16 protein-coding genes are annotated in these 14843 nt (G+C 69.3%); 6 read left to right on the forward strand and 10 right to left on the reverse strand.

Annotated features, from left to right (window positions below; all coding sequences use genetic code 11):
• Positions 1 to 2: 2 nt before the first annotated feature.
• Positions 3 to 872, forward strand: coding sequence for a class I SAM-dependent methyltransferase (locus QE363_RS01220; protein ID WP_309690963.1), 870 nt, complete (start codon positions 3 to 5; stop codon positions 870 to 872).
• 106 nt (positions 873 to 978) lie between these two features.
• Here the strand turns inward: QE363_RS01220 and QE363_RS01225 are convergent, their stop codons facing one another.
• From QE363_RS01225 to QE363_RS01240, 4 genes are read right to left on the reverse strand one after another with little or no spacing between them, the layout of a single operon-like run.
• Positions 979 to 1716, reverse strand: a complete 738-nt coding sequence (locus tag QE363_RS01225) for a methyltransferase (protein ID WP_309690966.1) — start codon at positions 1714 to 1716, stop codon at positions 979 to 981.
• A gap of 4 nt (positions 1717 to 1720) precedes the next feature.
• Positions 1721 to 2359 (reverse strand): heme exporter protein CcmB, encoded by a 639-nt coding sequence (locus tag QE363_RS01230; RefSeq protein WP_309690969.1) that lies wholly within the window; start codon positions 2357 to 2359, stop codon positions 1721 to 1723.
• A complete protein-coding gene (ccmA, locus tag QE363_RS01235; protein ID WP_309690971.1) occupies positions 2356 to 2946 on the reverse strand; it encodes a heme ABC exporter ATP-binding protein CcmA in 591 nt (196 codons plus the stop codon). Before ccmA ends, QE363_RS01230 begins: the two co-directional genes overlap by 4 nt.
• Complete coding sequence (locus QE363_RS01240) at positions 2943 to 3362, reverse strand: metallopeptidase family protein (protein WP_309690974.1); 420 nt, start codon at positions 3360 to 3362, stop codon at positions 2943 to 2945. Before QE363_RS01240 ends, ccmA begins: the two co-directional genes overlap by 4 nt.
• Between QE363_RS01240 and QE363_RS01245 the strand changes: the two genes are divergently transcribed.
• A complete protein-coding gene (locus tag QE363_RS01245; protein WP_307101539.1) occupies positions 3332 to 3709 on the forward strand; it encodes a 4a-hydroxytetrahydrobiopterin dehydratase in 378 nt (125 codons plus the stop codon). The genes QE363_RS01240 and QE363_RS01245 overlap by 31 nt on opposite strands.
• 154 nt (positions 3710 to 3863) lie before the next feature.
• Here QE363_RS01245 and QE363_RS01250 read toward each other — a convergent pair whose 3' ends face one another.
• Complete coding sequence (locus tag QE363_RS01250; RefSeq protein ID WP_309690981.1) at positions 3864 to 4865, reverse strand: fumarylacetoacetate hydrolase family protein; 1002 nt, start codon at positions 4863 to 4865, stop codon at positions 3864 to 3866.
• Positions 4866 to 5143: 278 nt separating this feature from the next.
• Here QE363_RS01250 and QE363_RS01255 point away from each other — a divergent pair, with 278 nt between their 5' ends.
• Positions 5144 to 6529, forward strand: coding sequence for a DEAD/DEAH box helicase (locus QE363_RS01255; RefSeq protein ID WP_309690983.1), 1386 nt, complete (start codon positions 5144 to 5146; stop codon positions 6527 to 6529).
• Positions 6530 to 6726: 197 nt separating this feature from the next.
• The gene (locus tag QE363_RS01260; protein WP_307101545.1) at positions 6727 to 6993 is read left to right on the forward strand and encodes a hypothetical protein; all 267 of its coding nucleotides are present in this window, start codon (positions 6727 to 6729) and stop codon (positions 6991 to 6993) included.
• A gap of 39 nt (positions 6994 to 7032) precedes the next feature.
• On the opposite strand, the gene QE363_RS01265 is transcribed toward QE363_RS01260, so the two are convergent.
• Positions 7033 to 8991 carry a potassium transporter Kup gene (locus QE363_RS01265; protein WP_309698032.1) on the reverse strand — a complete coding sequence of 653 codons (1959 nt, stop codon included), beginning with the start codon at positions 8989 to 8991 and terminating at the stop codon, positions 7033 to 7035.
• A gap of 146 nt (positions 8992 to 9137) precedes the next feature.
• On the opposite strand from QE363_RS01265, the gene pdeM reads away from it, so the two are divergent.
• Positions 9138 to 9800, forward strand: coding sequence for a ligase-associated DNA damage response endonuclease PdeM (gene pdeM, locus QE363_RS01270; RefSeq protein WP_309690988.1), 663 nt, complete (start codon positions 9138 to 9140; stop codon positions 9798 to 9800).
• Positions 9801 to 9803: 3 nt separating this feature from the next.
• On the opposite strand, the gene msrA is transcribed toward pdeM, so the two are convergent.
• The 4 genes from msrA to pabB all read right to left on the reverse strand — a co-directional run bounded on the left by msrA (position 9804) and on the right by pabB (position 14001).
• Positions 9804 to 10469 (reverse strand): peptide-methionine (S)-S-oxide reductase MsrA, encoded by a 666-nt coding sequence (msrA, locus tag QE363_RS01275; RefSeq protein WP_309690991.1) that lies wholly within the window; start codon positions 10467 to 10469, stop codon positions 9804 to 9806.
• 147 nt (positions 10470 to 10616) lie between these two features.
• Entirely contained in the window at positions 10617 to 10754 is a 138-nt protein-coding gene (locus QE363_RS01280) for a hypothetical protein (RefSeq protein WP_307101551.1), read from the reverse strand.
• Between the two features lie 244 nt (positions 10755 to 10998).
• On the reverse strand, positions 10999 to 12198 hold the full coding sequence (locus tag QE363_RS01285) for a pyridoxal phosphate-dependent aminotransferase (RefSeq protein WP_309690995.1): 1200 nt from the start codon (positions 12196 to 12198) through the stop codon (positions 10999 to 11001).
• Between the two features lie 54 nt (positions 12199 to 12252).
• The gene (pabB, locus tag QE363_RS01290; RefSeq protein ID WP_309690997.1) at positions 12253 to 14001 is read right to left on the reverse strand and encodes an aminodeoxychorismate synthase component I; all 1749 of its coding nucleotides are present in this window, start codon (positions 13999 to 14001) and stop codon (positions 12253 to 12255) included.
• Positions 14002 to 14082: 81 nt separating this feature from the next.
• Here pabB and QE363_RS01295 point away from each other — a divergent pair, with 81 nt between their 5' ends.
• Positions 14083 to 14754 carry an MBL fold metallo-hydrolase gene (locus QE363_RS01295; RefSeq protein ID WP_307101557.1) on the forward strand — a complete coding sequence of 224 codons (672 nt, stop codon included), beginning with the start codon at positions 14083 to 14085 and terminating at the stop codon, positions 14752 to 14754.
• Positions 14755 to 14843 lie beyond the last annotated feature (89 nt).

Consider the following 14843-nt stretch of genomic DNA (forward strand, 5'->3'; position numbering starts at 1 on the left):
GCATGAAACTCGAAACGATGATCGGCGAGCCCTGGGCGGATTACGGGCTGGTCGATTCCGGCCATGGTCGCAAGCTGGAACGCTATGGCCGGTTCCGCTTCATCCGCCCCGAACCCCAGGCGATGTGGGCCCCGGCGACCAGCGACTGGCGCGCGGCGGCCGAGTTCGTGCCCGGCTCGGACGAGGATGGCGGCGGCCGCTGGAACTTCAACGAGCCGGTCCCGCGCGAGGGCTGGCCGCTCAAGTGGAACGAGGTGCGCTTCACCGCGCAGAACACGCCGTTCCGCCATCTGGGCTTCTTCCCCGACATGGCCCCGGTCTGGAGCTGGATGCGCGAGCAGGTCGATGGCCTGGCCGAGCCCGAATGCATGAACCTGTTCGGCTATACGGGCGTCGGCACGCTGGCGATGGCGAGCGCGGGCGCGAAGATGGTGCATGTCGACGCGTCGAAGAAATCGGTCGAGGCGGCGCGGGGCAATGCGATGCTGTCGGGCCTGGGCGATGCGCCGGTCCGCTGGATCATCGACGACGCCGCCAAGTTCGTCGCGCGCGAGGTGCGGCGTGGACGGCGTTATGACGGCATATTGCTCGACCCGCCCAAATATGGACGCGGGCCGGAGGGCGAGGTCTGGCGGCTGGAGGAAGACCTGCCCGGCCTGATCGCCAATTGCCGCCAGCTGCTCGACGGTGATTCGCGCTTCCTGTTCCTGACGGTGTACGCGGTGCGCATGTCGGCGATGGCGATCGGCGAGATGATGCGCCAGGTGATGGCCGACCTGCCCGGCAAGGTCGAATGCGGCGAACTCGGCGTGCGCGAGGAAGCGCGCGGGCTGACCCTGCCCACCGCCATCTGGGCGCGGTGGAGCCGGTAAAGACACACCCTCCTGCCCCTCACGCCCCTTCCCAACCTCCGTTCAGCCTGAGCGAAGTCGAAGGCCACGCCCGGTCATAGCGGCGGGGCATGTGCTTCGACTTCGCTCAGCACGAACGGGAGTTGGGAATTTCGATCAACGCGACCTCATAGGTCGCCACCGCACCGTCCGCCTCGAACCGCTTCGCGATCCGCCGCATCGCACCCGGCGGGATCGGTCGGTGCCCTTCGCGCGGCGTTCCTGCCCCAATCGCCCGGAGCGCGCGCATGAACGCGGCCGCCGAGCCATGCCGCTGCTCGAACCGCCGGGTTTCGACCGGCCAACCCAGCGACTCGACCGGCGGATAGACCGGGCTCCCCGCCGCGAATCCCTCCGCCCGGTGCGCCTCGTGCCAGGCCGCGAACGTCCCCTCGACCAGCGTCGTCACCAGCAACCGCCCGCCGGGGCGCAGCAGCGCCGCCAGCCGCTGCAACCCGCCGCCCAGATCGGCGAACCACTGCACCGCCAGGCTGCTGACGATCAGGTCGAACGGCGCTTCGTCGGGCAGGTCGGGATGCTCACCGTCCATCACCCGCCCCCGCACGCCCGGCTGCCCCGCCAGTCCGCGCGCCAGCATGGCGGGAGCGATGTCGGTCATCAGCCAGTCGGCCCCCTCCAGCCGGGGCCGCACCGCGCCGGTCAGGAAGCCGGTGCCGCATCCTACCTCCAGCACGCGCGGGCCGGACGGCGCGACCGCGACGATCCGCTCGGCCAGCCAGTCGGCGACCTGCCGCTGCACCACCGCATGCGCGTCATAGGCCGCCGCCGCGTCGAAGGCCCGCGCGATCACCTGGGCGTCTGCCATGATGTCAGTCCCGCACCGACCGGATCGCCGCCGCCGCCAGCCAGGGTGCCCCCGCCACCAGCAGCAGCGAACAGGCCGCCAGGAGCTTCATCGCCCCCATATCCCCACCGCCCGCGCCGAAGATCAGCAGCGGCAGGGCGAGCGGCAACAGCAGCAGCCCCGCCATGCCGCCCACGCCGCGCAGCCCGGCAGTCAGCGCACCCGTCGCCACCGCCAGCGCGGCCAGCCCCGGCGTGCCGAGCAGCAGCCCCGCCTCGACCCGGACCAGCGCCGGGCCGTCCAGCCCGAACAGCCCGGCCGCGAGCAGCGCCGCGAGCATCAGCGGCGGCGCAAAGGCCAGCCAGTGCCCCAGTATCCGTACCCCCATGACGAGCGGCAGCGACAGGCCGCGCACAGCGACCTGATCGAACCAGCCCGATTCGCAATCGGGCGCGACCAGCCGCTCGACCGGCAACAGCGCCGCGAGCAGCGCTGCCACCCAGATCGCGCCCGCACCGATCCGCGCCAGCATCGCCCGGTCGGGTCCGATGGCGAAGGGAAAGAGAATGACCGCCAACAGGAAGAAACCGCTGACCAGCCCCGCCCCGCCCCCGGCATAGCCGCGCCGCACATCGCGCGCGATCAGCGTGCCGATGATCGTCATGCAGGAACCCTCTCGGCCAGCAGGATCGGCTCGGCATCGGGCAGGGCGAGCGTCTGATGCGTGGCGAGCAGCACCGCCCCGCCCCCGGCGCGGTGGCGGGCGATGGCCTGTTCGAGCATCGCGACCCCGGCGGCATCCAGCCCGTTGCCCGGCTCGTCCAGCAGCCAGAGCGGCGCATCGGCCGCCAGCACCCGCGCCAGCGCCGCGCGCCGCCGCTGCCCGGTGGACAACAGCCGCACCGGCACCTCGGCCAGCGTCGCCAGCCCGACCTCGGCCAGCGCCGCGGCCACCCGGGCGGATGCCTGGTCGCCGCCATCCAGCTTCGCCCAGAAGGACAGCGCATCGACGAGGCGCCTGTCCAGGTCGAGCGCCAGATCCTCGGCCATCAGCGCCGCCCGCCCGCTTCGCACGACATGTCCCTCGAACGGGGCGATCAGCCCGGCGGCGAGGCGCAGCAGGCTGGACTTGCCGATGCCGTTGGGGCCGGTGACGAGCGCCGCCCCGCCGGGGCCCAGCGCCAGCGACAGCCCGGCGAACAACAGCCGCCCACCGCGCGCGCAGGCGACCTGGGACAGCTGCAATATCACGCGGCCGGACCGTCCATCGCCTCTTCGAGCGCGTGCATATCCTCGTCCGACAGGCCGAAATGATGGCCGATCTCATGGATCGTCACATGCACGACCAGATCGTCCAGCCGCACCCCGGTCTCGACCCATTCGTCCAGGATCGCGCGGCGATAGAGATGGATGCGGTCGGGCAGCGCGCCCGAATCCATGCTGCTCTTCTCGCCCACCGGCCGTCCGTGATACAGGCCGGTCAGGTCGAGCGGATGGTCAAGCCCCAGCGCGGCCAGCGTCTCGTCATCGGCGAATTCCTCGACGATCAGCACCACATCGCCCAGATGCGCCGCGAACGCGGCGGGAAGGCGCCCGATGGCGTCGCGCGCGATCGCCTCGATCACATCGGCCCCCGGTGCCGCGCCGATCCCGTCTTGCCCGCTCATGCGCGTCGTCATACCGCTGTGCCGGTCAAAAGAACAAGAGAAGCAAGGGGACGGCAATGGTGGAGCGGCTGAGCGAGCTGGACCGGGACGAGGCGCTGGACGGCCTGCCCGACTGGGACTGGGACGAGGGACGCGACGCGATCAGCCGCCGTTTCGTCTTCGCCGATTTCAACGAGGCGTTCGGCTTCATGACCCGCGTGGCGCTGCTGGCAGAGAAGGCGGACCATCATCCCGAATGGTCGAACGTGTGGAACCGGGTCGACATCGTGCTGACCACCCATGACGCGGGCGGCCTGTCGGCACGCGACATCGACATGGCCGAGGCGATCGACGCGCTGGTGGAGTAAGTCCAATCCTCCCCAAGCTATGCTTGGGGAGGGGGACCGCCGCGAAGCGGTGGTGGAGGGGCGCCGTCGCAGACGGCGGCTGACGCCGCCGCCCCTCCACCACCCGGCTGTGCCGGGCGGTCCCCCTCCCCATCCAAGATGGGGAGGATCTGGATCAGCCCACAGTCTGCTCGATCGCGCCGAAGATCGGATGGTGGCGGTCGTCCTCCATCCAGATGCGGACGGTATCGCCCTTCTTCAGAAACGGCGTGACGGGCTCGCCGCCCCGGATCGTCTCGATCATGCGCAGCTCGGCCAGGCAGCTATAGCCGACGCCGCCCTCGGCGACGGGCTTGCCCGGCCCGCCATCGGCGTCGCGGTTGGACACGGTGCCCGAGCCGATGATCGTCCCCGCCCCCAGCGCGCGCGTCTTGGCAGCATGGGCGACCAGCGTGCCGAAGTCGAAGGTCATGTCCTGCCCCGCATCCGCGCGGCCGAAGGGCTGACCGTTGAGATCGACCTTCAGCACCCGGTGCAGCTTGCCGTCCCGCCACCAGTCACCCAGCGACTCGGGCGTCACGAAGACCGGCGAAAAGGCCGAGGCGGGCTTGGACTGGAAAAAGCCGAACCCCTTGGCCAGTTCGCCGGGGATCAGCCCGCGCAGCGACACGTCGTTGGTCAGCCCGACCAGCCGGATCGCCGCCAATGCCTCCTCGCGGCTCGCCCCCATCGCCACGTCGCCGGTGACGACGACGACCTCGCCCTCCAGGTCGCAGCCCCAGCTTTCGTCGGCCAGCGGGATCGCGTCGCGCGGGGCCAGGAATCCGTCCGACCCGCCCTGATACATTAGCGGATCGTGCCAGAAGCTGTCGGGCAGTTCCGCCCCGCGCGCCTGGCGGACGAGCGCGACGTGATTCACATAGGCCGATCCGTCCGCCCATTGATAGGCGCGCGGCAGGGGCGAGGCGGCGTCATGCTCGTGGAATCGTTCGCGCGGGATCACCTCATGGTCGAGGTCGGTCGCCAGATTGGCCAGCGCGGGGGCGACGGCATTCCAGTCGTCGAGGGCGGCCTGCAAGGTCGGGGCGATATGGCCCGCATCGGCATACCAGGCGAGATCGCTCGACACGACGACCAGCTTGCCGTCGCGACCACCCTTGAGACTGGCGAGTTTCATGCAGGACTCCTCTTCGCTAACTGGTATCGGATGTAACCATCCGCCCGCGGTTGTCACGCACCGCGACAATGATCCTGCCCGAAACTTGACTTTTCGCAAGGCGGGGCGCACATGCCCACCCGTCGAAGGCGTCCACTTGCAGCGTGAACGGACTCTCCAGTCCCGGCTCCGCCCCGACCCTGTCTCCAGGCTTCCCTTGTCACGCGGGGTGTCATCAACCCCGGCGCCGCCTCTCGCGGCCCTTCGTGACTCGCGCGCCCATGTCAGAAAGTCATTTCATGTCGTTTTCCGAACTCGGCCTTGCCGAGCCGCTCGTCCGCGCGCTCGAAGCCAAGGGCTATTCCGAACCCACCCCGATCCAGCGCGACTCGATCCCGACGCTGCTCGAAGGCCGCGACCTGCTGGGCATCGCGCAGACCGGCACCGGCAAGACCGCCGCGTTCGTGCTGCCGTCAATCCAGCGGCTGGTCGAGGCGAACAAGCGCGTCCTGCCGACCCATTGCCGGATGCTGGTCCTGGCCCCCACGCGCGAGCTGGCCAGCCAGATCGCCGAGAATGCGAAGGGCTATGCCAAGTTTTCCAAGCTGGCGGTCGCGACCGTCTTCGGCGGCACCAGCCTGAACAAGAACCGCCAGGACCTGTCGCGCGGCGTCGACATCCTGGTCGCGACGCCGGGCCGTCTGATCGATCTCGTTGAGCAGGGCTTCCTGAACCTGTCGATGATCGAGATCCTGGTGCTGGACGAGGCCGACCAGATGCTCGACCTGGGCTTCATTCATGCGCTGCGCCGCATCGTGAAGATGATCCCGCGCAAGCGCCAGACCCTGTTTTTCTCGGCCACCATGCCCGCCGCCATCCGCGATCTGGCCGACAAGTTCCTCGATAATCCCGCGACCGTCACCGTGACCCCGGTGTCGACCACCGCCGAGCGCGTCGACCAGTCGGTGACGTTCGTCACGCAACAGGAAAAGCAGGCGCTGCTGACCATCCTGCTCGCCGATCCCGCGATCGAGCTGGCGCTGGTCTTCACCCGCACCAAGCATGGCGCGGACCGCGTCGTGAAGCTGCTGGCGGGCAACGGCATCGCCGCCAACGCGATCCACGGCAACAAGAGCCAGGGCCAGCGCGAGCGCGCGCTGGGCGAGTTCCGCTCGGGCCAGACCCGCGTGCTGGTGGCGACCGACATCGCGGCGCGCGGCATCGACATTCCGGGCGTCAGCCACGTCTTCAACTTCGAGCTGCCCAATGTCGCGGAACAATATGTCCACCGTATCGGCCGCACCGCGCGCGCCGGCCGTTCGGGCATGGCGATCGCCTTCTGCGCCGAGGATGAGCGGCCCTATCTGAAGGATATCGAGAAGCTGACGCGGCAGAAGATCACCGTCGTCCCGCTGCCCGCCGATTTCGTGAAGCGCGCCGAGACGATCAAGTCGCAGCGGGTCAAGGCAATCGGCGCCGACCCCGCGCCGCGCGTCGACCGCCCGCGCGATCCGGCGCGGCCGCGCGCCACGCATTCCCCGCGCGCGACCGACTCGCGCGCACCCCAGGGTCGCCAGCCGCGCCGTCGTGGCGGCGGTGGCGGAGTTGGTGGTCCGGGCGGCGGCGGTGGCCGCGGTCGTGGCGGCCGCTCCGGCGGCGGTGCGGGTCGCGGCGCCCAGGGCTGACCGCCTTCTTAGCCCCTCCCGCAAGCGGGAGGGGTTGGGGAGGGCATGGAAGTCTCACCGAGACGGTCGCTTGTGGCATTCCCTCCCCCATCCCCTCCCGCAAGCGGGAGGGGCGTGCCCAGCCCCAGACGCTGGCACCATTCCCGCCTCTCCCGCGTTGATTGCGTAACGATTTCCACGCGTCAGGAGAGATTGCCATGGATATTGCCCACACCCCCGCCGCCGAACGCATCGCACGCGTGCTGTGCGGCCAGCGGCTCAGCGCCAATGCGGGGGGCGATGCCGAGTCCGCCGGGCGTCTCGTCGACGATCACTGGCGCGAGCATATGGCCGATGCGCTGGCGGTGCTGCGCACGCTGCGCGAGCCCGATCAGGCGATGGCCGATGCGGGCGATCCCGCCATCTGGGAAAAGATGATCCTCGTGGCGGTCGAGGCCGCCAAGCCGCCCAAGGTCACGCTGTAACCGCTGTTTATCCCCAGGCGAGCCTGGGGAGGAACAGGCCTAGACCGTGACCTGCTCGCCCAGTTCGAGGACCTTGCCCGGCGGAATCCGCAGGAAGTCGGTCGGGTCGCTGGCGTTGCGCTGCAGGAACATGAACACCCGATCCTGCCAGGGGGGCATGCCCTTTTCCGCTTCGGGCTTGAGCGTGTTGCGACCGATGAAATAGCTGGTCTTCATCGGGTCCAGCCCCGAATGCCGGGTCTCGACGCCCAGGTCCTTCAGGTCGCGCGGCACGTCGGGCGTTTCCATGAAGCCATAGGTCAGCGTGACGGTCGCGAAATTGTCGTCCAGCCGCTCGACATGCGCGCGCCGCTCGGGCGGGACCACCGGACGGTCGGCGGTGCGGATGGTCACCACCAGATTCTGCGCGTGCAGGATCTTGTTGTGCTTCAGATTGTGGAGCAGCGCGCCGGGGGCCGAGGCGGGGTTGGCGGTCAGGAACACGGCGGTCCCCGCCACCCGCTCGGGCGGCCGCTTGGCGAGCGCGGCGGCGAGGTCGGCGAGCGGAATCGCCTGCCGCTTCTCGAAGGCCGAAACGATGCCCCGCCCGCGCACCCAGGTATGGATGATCAGGCCGACGCCCGCACCGACCAGCAGCGGCACCCAGCCCCCCTCGATCACGCGCAGGATATTCGCGCCGAAGAAGACGAGGTCGAGCGCCAGGAAGGGCAGCAGCGCCGCCACCGCAACGCCGCGCGACCAGCCCCAGCGATGCCGCACCACCAGATAGGCCAGGCAGGTGGTCACGACCATCGTGCCCGTCACCGCGATGCCATAGGCCGCCGCCATAGCCGAGGAGGTCTTGAACTGGATCACCAGCACCAGCACGCCGAACAACAGCATCCAGTTGATCGCGGGCAGATAGATCTGCCCCCGGAAATCGGCCGAGGTCTGGCGGACGCGAAGGCGCGGCAGCAACCCCAGCTGGATCGCCTGCTGGGTCAGCGAGAAGGCGCCGGTGATCACCGCCTGCGCCGCGATCACGGTGGCGAGGCCCGCCAGCACGATCAGCGCGGGGCGCAACGGCTCGGGCGCCATCAGGAAGAACCAGTCCTGGTTGGCGAAGGGCTGGCCGCTCGCCGCCGCCTGTTCCAGCGTCGACAGCGCGAACGCCCCCTGCCCCAGATAGTTGAGCGCCAGCGCGGGCAGAACCAAAGAGAACCAGCCGATGCGGATGGGCAGCCGCCCGAAATGGCCCATATCGGCGGTCAGCGCCTCGGCCCCGGTCACGGTCAGGAACACCGCGCCCAGCACGAACAGCCCGACCAGCCCATGGCTCGCCAGGAAGCTGACGCCGTAGCCCGGCCAGACGACCCGCGCGATCGAGGGTTCGTCGGCGATATGCCAGACGCCCAGCCCGCCGATGACCAGGAACCACAGGATGCAGATCGGGCCGAACAGCTTCGACACCTGCGCGGTCCCGCGCGACTGGATGCAGAAGAGCACGACCAGGATGACGATGGTGCACAGCCGGATGATATTCTCGTCGAAGATCGTCGCGGCGGCGGGAATGGTGCGCAGCCCCTCCATCGCCGACAGCACCGACAGTGCGGGCGTGATGATCGCATCGCCATAGAAGAGCGAGGCGCCCGCCGCGCCCAGCACCAGCGCGACGCGCGACCGCACGCCGGACGCGCGTCGGGCGAGCGCGGCCAGCGCCAGCACCCCGCCCTCGCCCTGATTGTCGGCGCGCATCAGGAAGACGACATATTTGATCGTCACGACCAGGATCAGCGACCAGAGCGCCAGGCTGAGCACGCCCAGAATCTCGCTGGGGTCGATGCCGTCGCCCGCCGACTGGCCCAGCGCCTCGCGAAAGGCGTAGAGCGGGCTGGTGCCGATATCGCCGAAGACGACGCCGATCGCGCCGATGGTCAGCGCGACCAGCGCGGGGTGGGGCGCATGCGACGATGCGCCGCTCTCCGCCGACTCCACGGATGCGGTCTGGATGCCCGTCATATCGGTCGCCGTCCCCGTCATGTCCGCCGGAACCCCCTGTGCCAAAAGGACGGCGCGCTTTACGCTTCTGCGCGCCCGACGCAAGGGCTTTCCCATAGCCTGTGCAATCGCTTGATCTTGCCAGGCGTCAAGCGCATGGACAGGAAATGGTTCCCTTTTCGTTCGGCGGCCAGGCGTTCAAGGCCCTGGCCGATGGCGCGCTGTTCTGGCCCGCGCGGGGCGCGCTGCTGGTCGCCGATCTCCATCTGGAGAAGGCGAGCTGGTATGCCGGGGGCGGGCAGATGCTGCCGCCCTATGATTCGCTCGCCACGCTGACCGAGCTGACCGCGCTGGTCCGCCAGACCGGCGCGCGCGAGGTCTGGTGTCTGGGCGACAGCTTTCACGATGCGGAGGGGTGCGACCGCCTGCTGCCCGAGGCGCGCGCGATGCTGCTGGCGCTGACCGGCGCGACGCGGTGGATGTGGATCACCGGCAATCACGATCCCGTCCTGCGCGATCGCTGCGGCGGCGCGGTGATGGACGAAGCGGCGGTCGACGGGCTGATCCTGCGCCACGAGGCCGATCCCGCCGAGACGCGGCCCGAACTGTCGGGGCATTTCCATCCCAAGCTGCGCCTGCGCGTCCGGGGCAAGATGGTTGCGCGCCGCTGTTTCGTGGGCACCGCGCGCAAGCTGGTCCTGCCCGCCTTCGGGGCGCTGACCGGGGGGCTGGACGTCGACCACCCCGCGCTGGTCCAGGCGGTCGGTCGCCCGGCCGAGGCGCTGGTGCCCGTGCGCGACCGGATGCTGCGCTTTCCGGTCGCGGCCTGAGGCCTATCCCGTGCGCGCCAGATCGGGGAAGCCCGCGCGAAAGCCCGCCACCTTGGGCTTGTCCCAGCGCATGATATAGGGATGGCCGGGATTGCGGTCGTAGAAATTCTGGTGATCCGCCTCGGCGGGGAAGAAACGCCCCTGCTCGATCCGCGTGGTGATCGGCCGGGCAAAGGCATGGGCCTGGCTCAACTGCGCGATATAGGCGCGTGCCACCCGCGCCTGTTCGGGCGACTGGGCGAAGATCGCCGAGCGATAGCTCGGACCGCGATCGGGCCCCTGTCCGCCGACCTGGGTCGGATCGTGCGCGATCGAGAAATAGACGCGCAGCAGCGTGGCATAGGAGACCTGCGCGGGGTCGTAGGTGATCCGGATCGCCTCGGCATGGCGGGTCCGCTCGGTCGAGACGGCGGCATAATTGGCATCGGCCGCCCCGCCCCCGGCATAGCCCGCGGTGACGCCGCGCACGCCCTTCACCCGCTCGAACACCGCCTCCATGCCCCAGAAACAGCCGCCCGCCAGGACCGCCACCTGCGGACGCCGCGCGGCGGGCAGGTCGAGCGTCGCCTTGGGCAACGGCACGGCACGTTCGGCGTGCGCGGGAAGCGAGGACAAGGCGACCGCTCCGAATGCGGTCGCGGCCAAGGCGATGCAGAGGCTATTGCGCATCACCGAGATATGGGGTGTTTTCAGGGTTCGGCCAGGGGCTGGCGTTGTAGCGTGGGCTTCGACTTCGCTCAGCCTGAACGGCTGTTGTGATGGCCTTCGCCCTTCGCTGCGTTCAGCCTGCGCGAAGTCGAAGGCCAGGCCCGTCGCTTAGCGAACCGCCTCGACCGGGGCCGAACCGTAACGGCTGGGCGCTTCGGCGGGGTGAAGTACGATGAGGCCCAGGGCACCCAGCGCAAATCCGCCGGCGAACTGCCACACGAAGCTGGACTTGAGGAGGGCACGCATTCGTCTTCACCTGTCTAAAACGGGTCGCCCCCGAATGGGCGGCGATCTTCCGGGCGCCATCTGGTCGATCCGCGTCCTTCCGACAATGGCATTTATAGAAACACAGCATTAACGGCACGTGGACGTGTCGTTCATGCCACAGTTAGGCCTTATTGCTGCGGCGCACATAGGGATAGGAAAAAGCCCGCAGGTACAGCCTTTTGGCCATACCCACGGGCTTTCGCACCGCCGCAAGGGCGGGAAATTATTTCAGCGCGGCGCAGGCCGTCTGGATGCGGGTGCACGCTTCCTTGAGCAGCGCGTCCGAGGTCGCATAGCTGATTCGCATCGCGGGCGAGAGGCCGAACGCCGCGCCCTGCACCGCCGCGACCTTCGCATCGTCGAGCAGATAGCCGACAAACGCCTCGTCGCTGTCGATCAACCGGCCCGAGGGCGTGGTCTTGCCGATCAGCGGCGCGAAGGACGGATAGACATAGAAGGCGCCTTCGGGCGTCGGGCAGGTCATGCCGTCGATTGCGTTGAGCATCGACACGACCATGTCGCGCCGCGCCTGGAACGCCAGGTTACGCTCGGCCAGGAAGCTCTGGTCGCCGGTCAGCGCCGCGGTCGCCGCCGCCTGCGCGATCGAGCAGGGGTTGGAGGTCGACTGCGACTGGAGCTTGGCGATCGCCTTGATCAGCCAGGGCGCGCCGCCCGCATAGCCGATGCGCCAGCCGGTCATCGCATAGGCCTTGGAACAGCCGTTGACGGTCAGCGTGCGCTCGTACAGCTCGGGGCAGACCTGCGCGATGGTGGCGAAGCGGAAGCCGTCATAGACGATATGCTCGTACATATCGTCGGCGAAGACCCAGACATGCGGGTGACGCAGGATCACCTCGCCCAGCGCCTTCAGCTCGTCGGCGGTATAGCCCGCGCCCGTCGGGTTGGACGGCGAGTTCAGGATGACCCACTTGGTCCTGGGCGTGATCGCGGCGTCGAGCGCCTCCGGGGTCAGCTTGTAACCCTGTTCCGGCCCCGCCTTCACGATCACCGGCACGCCGCCCGCGAACTGGACGACGTCCGGATAGCTGACCCAATAGGGCGCGGGGATCACCACCTCGTCCCCGGCGTCGATCGTCGCGACCATCGCGTTGAACAGGGTGTGCTTGCCGCCGACATTCACGCTGATCTGATCGGCCTTGTAGGTCAGGGCGTTGTCGCGTGCGAACTTCTGCGCGATCGCGGCCTTCAGCTCGGGCGTGCCGTCGACGTTCGTGTACTTGGTCTTGCCGTCGCGAATCGCCTGGATCGCGGCCTCTTTCACGAAGTCCGGCGTGTCGAAATCGGGCTCGCCCGCGCCCAGCCCGATCACGTCGACGCCGGCGCGCTTCAGCTCCATCACGCGGCTGGTGATGGCGAGCGTGGGGGACGGGCTGATACGGCCGAGCGCGGCGGAGGGCTGCATGGAACGGAACCTTTGCGACAGGAGAGTGCGGGCGCGCTTTAGCGCCCTCCTGCCTCAATCCGCAACCATCTGTGCACGAAACAATCCGCGAAGCGCGTTGCCAAGCAAGAATCCGTCTTGCAGATCGGCACGGGTCAACGGCCCCTCGACCGCGCGACCGCTCTCGATCAGATGGCCGCGCAGCACGCCGGGCAGCAGCCCCTGCGCCAGCGGCGGCGTCACCAGCTTGTCGCCGCGCGCGACGAACAGCGAGGTATAGCTGCCCTCGGTCAGATAGCCGTCGGGCGTCTCGAACACGACCTCGGCCGTGCCCGCCGCCACCCGCGCCGAGTCGTAGAAGCCGCGCGCGCTGGTCTTGTGGCGCAGCCGCAGGTCGGACGTGGCGACGGGCAGCGGCACGATCCGCACCGGCACCACCCCGTCGAACGGCGCCGGACGCGGCGCGACCTCGACCACCACCGCGCCGCTGCGCGCCAGCAACAGCCGGATGCGCCGGGTATCGCGCAGGCGGAAGGTCGCCGCCTGCAACTCGTTGCGCGCGTCATGCCGGTCGAAGGTGAAGCCCAGCGCCGCCGCGCTCGCCTTCATCCGGGCGAGATGCTCCTCCAGATGCTGGATGCCGTCGACGGGATCGAAGGCCATGGTCTCGATCAGATCGACATCGCTGCGCCCGCCGTCCAGGAAGGCGGCCTTGGCGAGGCATTCGTCCCACTCGTCCGCCGCCACCGAGTCGGCGACGACCCCCGATCCCAGCCCCAGCGTCGCATGGTCGGCGCCGTGCGGCCAGGTCAGGGTGCGGATCGCGACGTTGAACATCGCATCGCCATCCGCGTCGAGGCGCCCGATGGCGCCGGTATAGAGGCCGCGGGGCGAATCCTCGATCTCGGCGATCGCCTGCATCGCGCGGATCTTGGGCGCGCCGGTGATCGAGCCGCAGGGGAAAAGCGCGGACAGCACATCCAGGGCGTCCTGCCCTTCGGCCAGATCGGCGGTGACGGTCGACACCATCTGGTGGACGGTCGGATAGGGCTCGACCGCGAAAAGCTCGGGCACCGCGACGCTGCCCGGCCGCGCGACTCGCGACAGGTCGTTACGCATCAGGTCGACGATCATCAGATTCTCGGCGCGCTGCTTGGGGTCGTCGCGCAGCTCCTGCGCCGCGCGCGTATCGGCGGCGGGGTCGTCGTCGCGCCGTGCGGTCCCCTTCATCGGCCGCGCGGTCAGGCGGCCGTCCTCCAACGCGAAGAACAGCTCGGGCGACAGCGACAGGATAGTCGCCTCCTCCGTCGCCACCACCGCGCCCCAGCCCGCGCGCGACCGGGCGCGCAGCCCCGCATAGAGCGCCAGCGGATCGCCCGCGACCGGCACCTGCGCGCGAAAGGTCAGATTGACCTGATAGAGATCGCCTGCCGCGATCAGCGCCTGCACCTCGGCGAATTGCCGGGCATGGCGCTGCGCATCGCCCTCGGGAACCAGATCGCCCGCCCAGGCGCCGGCGGGGTCGGGCAGCAGCGCCGCGACATCGACCGTCGCATGATCGCGGAACAGCCCGAACCACAGCAGCGGCCCGTCGACCGCGCGGGCCGCCACCCCCGGCTCGAACGCCGCTCCCGCCTCATAGGCCAGATAGCCGGCGGCATGCAGCCCCTGTCGCTGCGCGCGGCGTAGCGCAGCCAGCGCGGGGGCGACCTGTTCGGGGCGATGCGCGGTCACGATGTCGACCGGCGCGGTATAGAGACGCGCGGCCGCTCCCCCGTGGCGGGCATCGTCCAGCAGGACGAACGGAGGGGGGTTCACGATCATGAAGGGCCATGCATGCACGGCCCGCCCCCGCACATGCAAGTATCGATTGGCCGATCCTGTGCCATTGCCTATCTCGGGGGGATGACCGACCCCTTGCAAAATCCGCCGCTGCGCGCCGCGATCGTCCCCGTCACCCCGCTTCAGCAGAATTGCTCGATCGTCTGGTGCACCGCGACGATGAAGGCGGCGGTGGTCGATCCCGGCGGCGATCTGCCGCGCATCCGGGATGCCATCGCCAAGACCGGCGTGACGGTGGAAAAAATCCTGCTGACCCATGGTCATATCGACCATGCGGGCGGCGCCAAGGCGCTGTCCGATATGCTGGGCGTGCCCGTGGAGGGTCCGCAGGAGGAGGATCGCTTCTGGCTCGCGCGGCTGGACGAGGACGGCCAGGCTTATGGCATCCCTGCCCAGGTGCTGGAGCCGACCCGCTGGCTGTCGGAGGGCGACACGGTGACGATCGGCGACCTGACGCTCGATGTGTACGAGACGCCGGGGCATACGCGCGGGCATGTGATCTTCCACCATGCGCCGTCGCATTTCGCACTGGTCGGCGACGTGCTGTTCCAGGGCTCGGTCGGGCGCTCGGACCTGCCCGGCGGGGATCACGACACGCTGATCCGCTCGATCGTCGAGAAGCTCTGGCCGCTGGGCAACGAGACCGCCTTCATTCCCGGCCATGGCCAGCCCAGCACCTTCGGGCATGAGCGGCAGAGCAATGCCTTCGTTGCGGACCGGGTCTTGGGGCTTTGACCCGCCGCCCCAGCGCAGGCTGGGGCCTTTGTCATCTGGGGTGAGGTGGGGCGTGGGCTTCGACTACGCTCAGCCTGAACGGGGTTTGG

The organism is Sphingomonas sp. SORGH_AS_0870 (assembly GCF_031453175.1).
Classification (GTDB): Bacteria; Pseudomonadota; Alphaproteobacteria; order Sphingomonadales; family Sphingomonadaceae; genus Sphingomonas.

Bases quoted from the DNA above. Each gene is read 5' to 3' on its own strand.
- QE363_RS01220 (WP_309690963.1), top strand. From the start codon at position 3: ATGAAACTCGAAACGATGATCGGCGAGCCCTGGGCGGATTACGGGCTG.
- QE363_RS01225 (WP_309690966.1), bottom strand. From the start codon at position 1,716: ATGGCAGACGCCCAGGTGATCGCGCGGGCCTTCGACGCGGCGGCGGCC.
- QE363_RS01230 (WP_309690969.1), bottom strand. From the start codon at position 2,359: ATGACGATCATCGGCACGCTGATCGCGCGCGATGTGCGGCGCGGCTAT.
- QE363_RS01240 (WP_309690974.1), bottom strand. From the start codon at position 3,362: ATGAGCGGGCAAGACGGGATCGGCGCGGCACCGGGGGCCGATGTGATC.
- QE363_RS01250 (WP_309690981.1), bottom strand. From the start codon at position 4,865: ATGAAACTCGCCAGTCTCAAGGGTGGTCGCGACGGCAAGCTGGTCGTC.
- QE363_RS01255 (WP_309690983.1), top strand. From the start codon at position 5,144: ATGTCGTTTTCCGAACTCGGCCTTGCCGAGCCGCTCGTCCGCGCGCTC.
- QE363_RS01260 (WP_307101545.1), top strand. From the start codon at position 6,727: ATGGATATTGCCCACACCCCCGCCGCCGAACGCATCGCACGCGTGCTG.
- QE363_RS01265 (WP_309698032.1), bottom strand. From the start codon at position 8,991: ATGACGGGCATCCAGACCGCATCCGTGGAGTCGGCGGAGAGCGGCGCA.
- pdeM (WP_309690988.1), top strand. From the start codon at position 9,138: ATGGTTCCCTTTTCGTTCGGCGGCCAGGCGTTCAAGGCCCTGGCCGAT.
- msrA (WP_309690991.1), bottom strand. From the start codon at position 10,469: ATGCGCAATAGCCTCTGCATCGCCTTGGCCGCGACCGCATTCGGAGCG.
- QE363_RS01280 (WP_307101551.1), bottom strand. From the start codon at position 10,754: ATGCGTGCCCTCCTCAAGTCCAGCTTCGTGTGGCAGTTCGCCGGCGGA.
- QE363_RS01285 (WP_309690995.1), bottom strand. From the start codon at position 12,198: ATGCAGCCCTCCGCCGCGCTCGGCCGTATCAGCCCGTCCCCCACGCTC.
- pabB (WP_309690997.1), bottom strand. From the start codon at position 14,001: ATGATCGTGAACCCCCCTCCGTTCGTCCTGCTGGACGATGCCCGCCAC.
- QE363_RS01295 (WP_307101557.1), top strand. From the start codon at position 14,083: ATGACCGACCCCTTGCAAAATCCGCCGCTGCGCGCCGCGATCGTCCCC.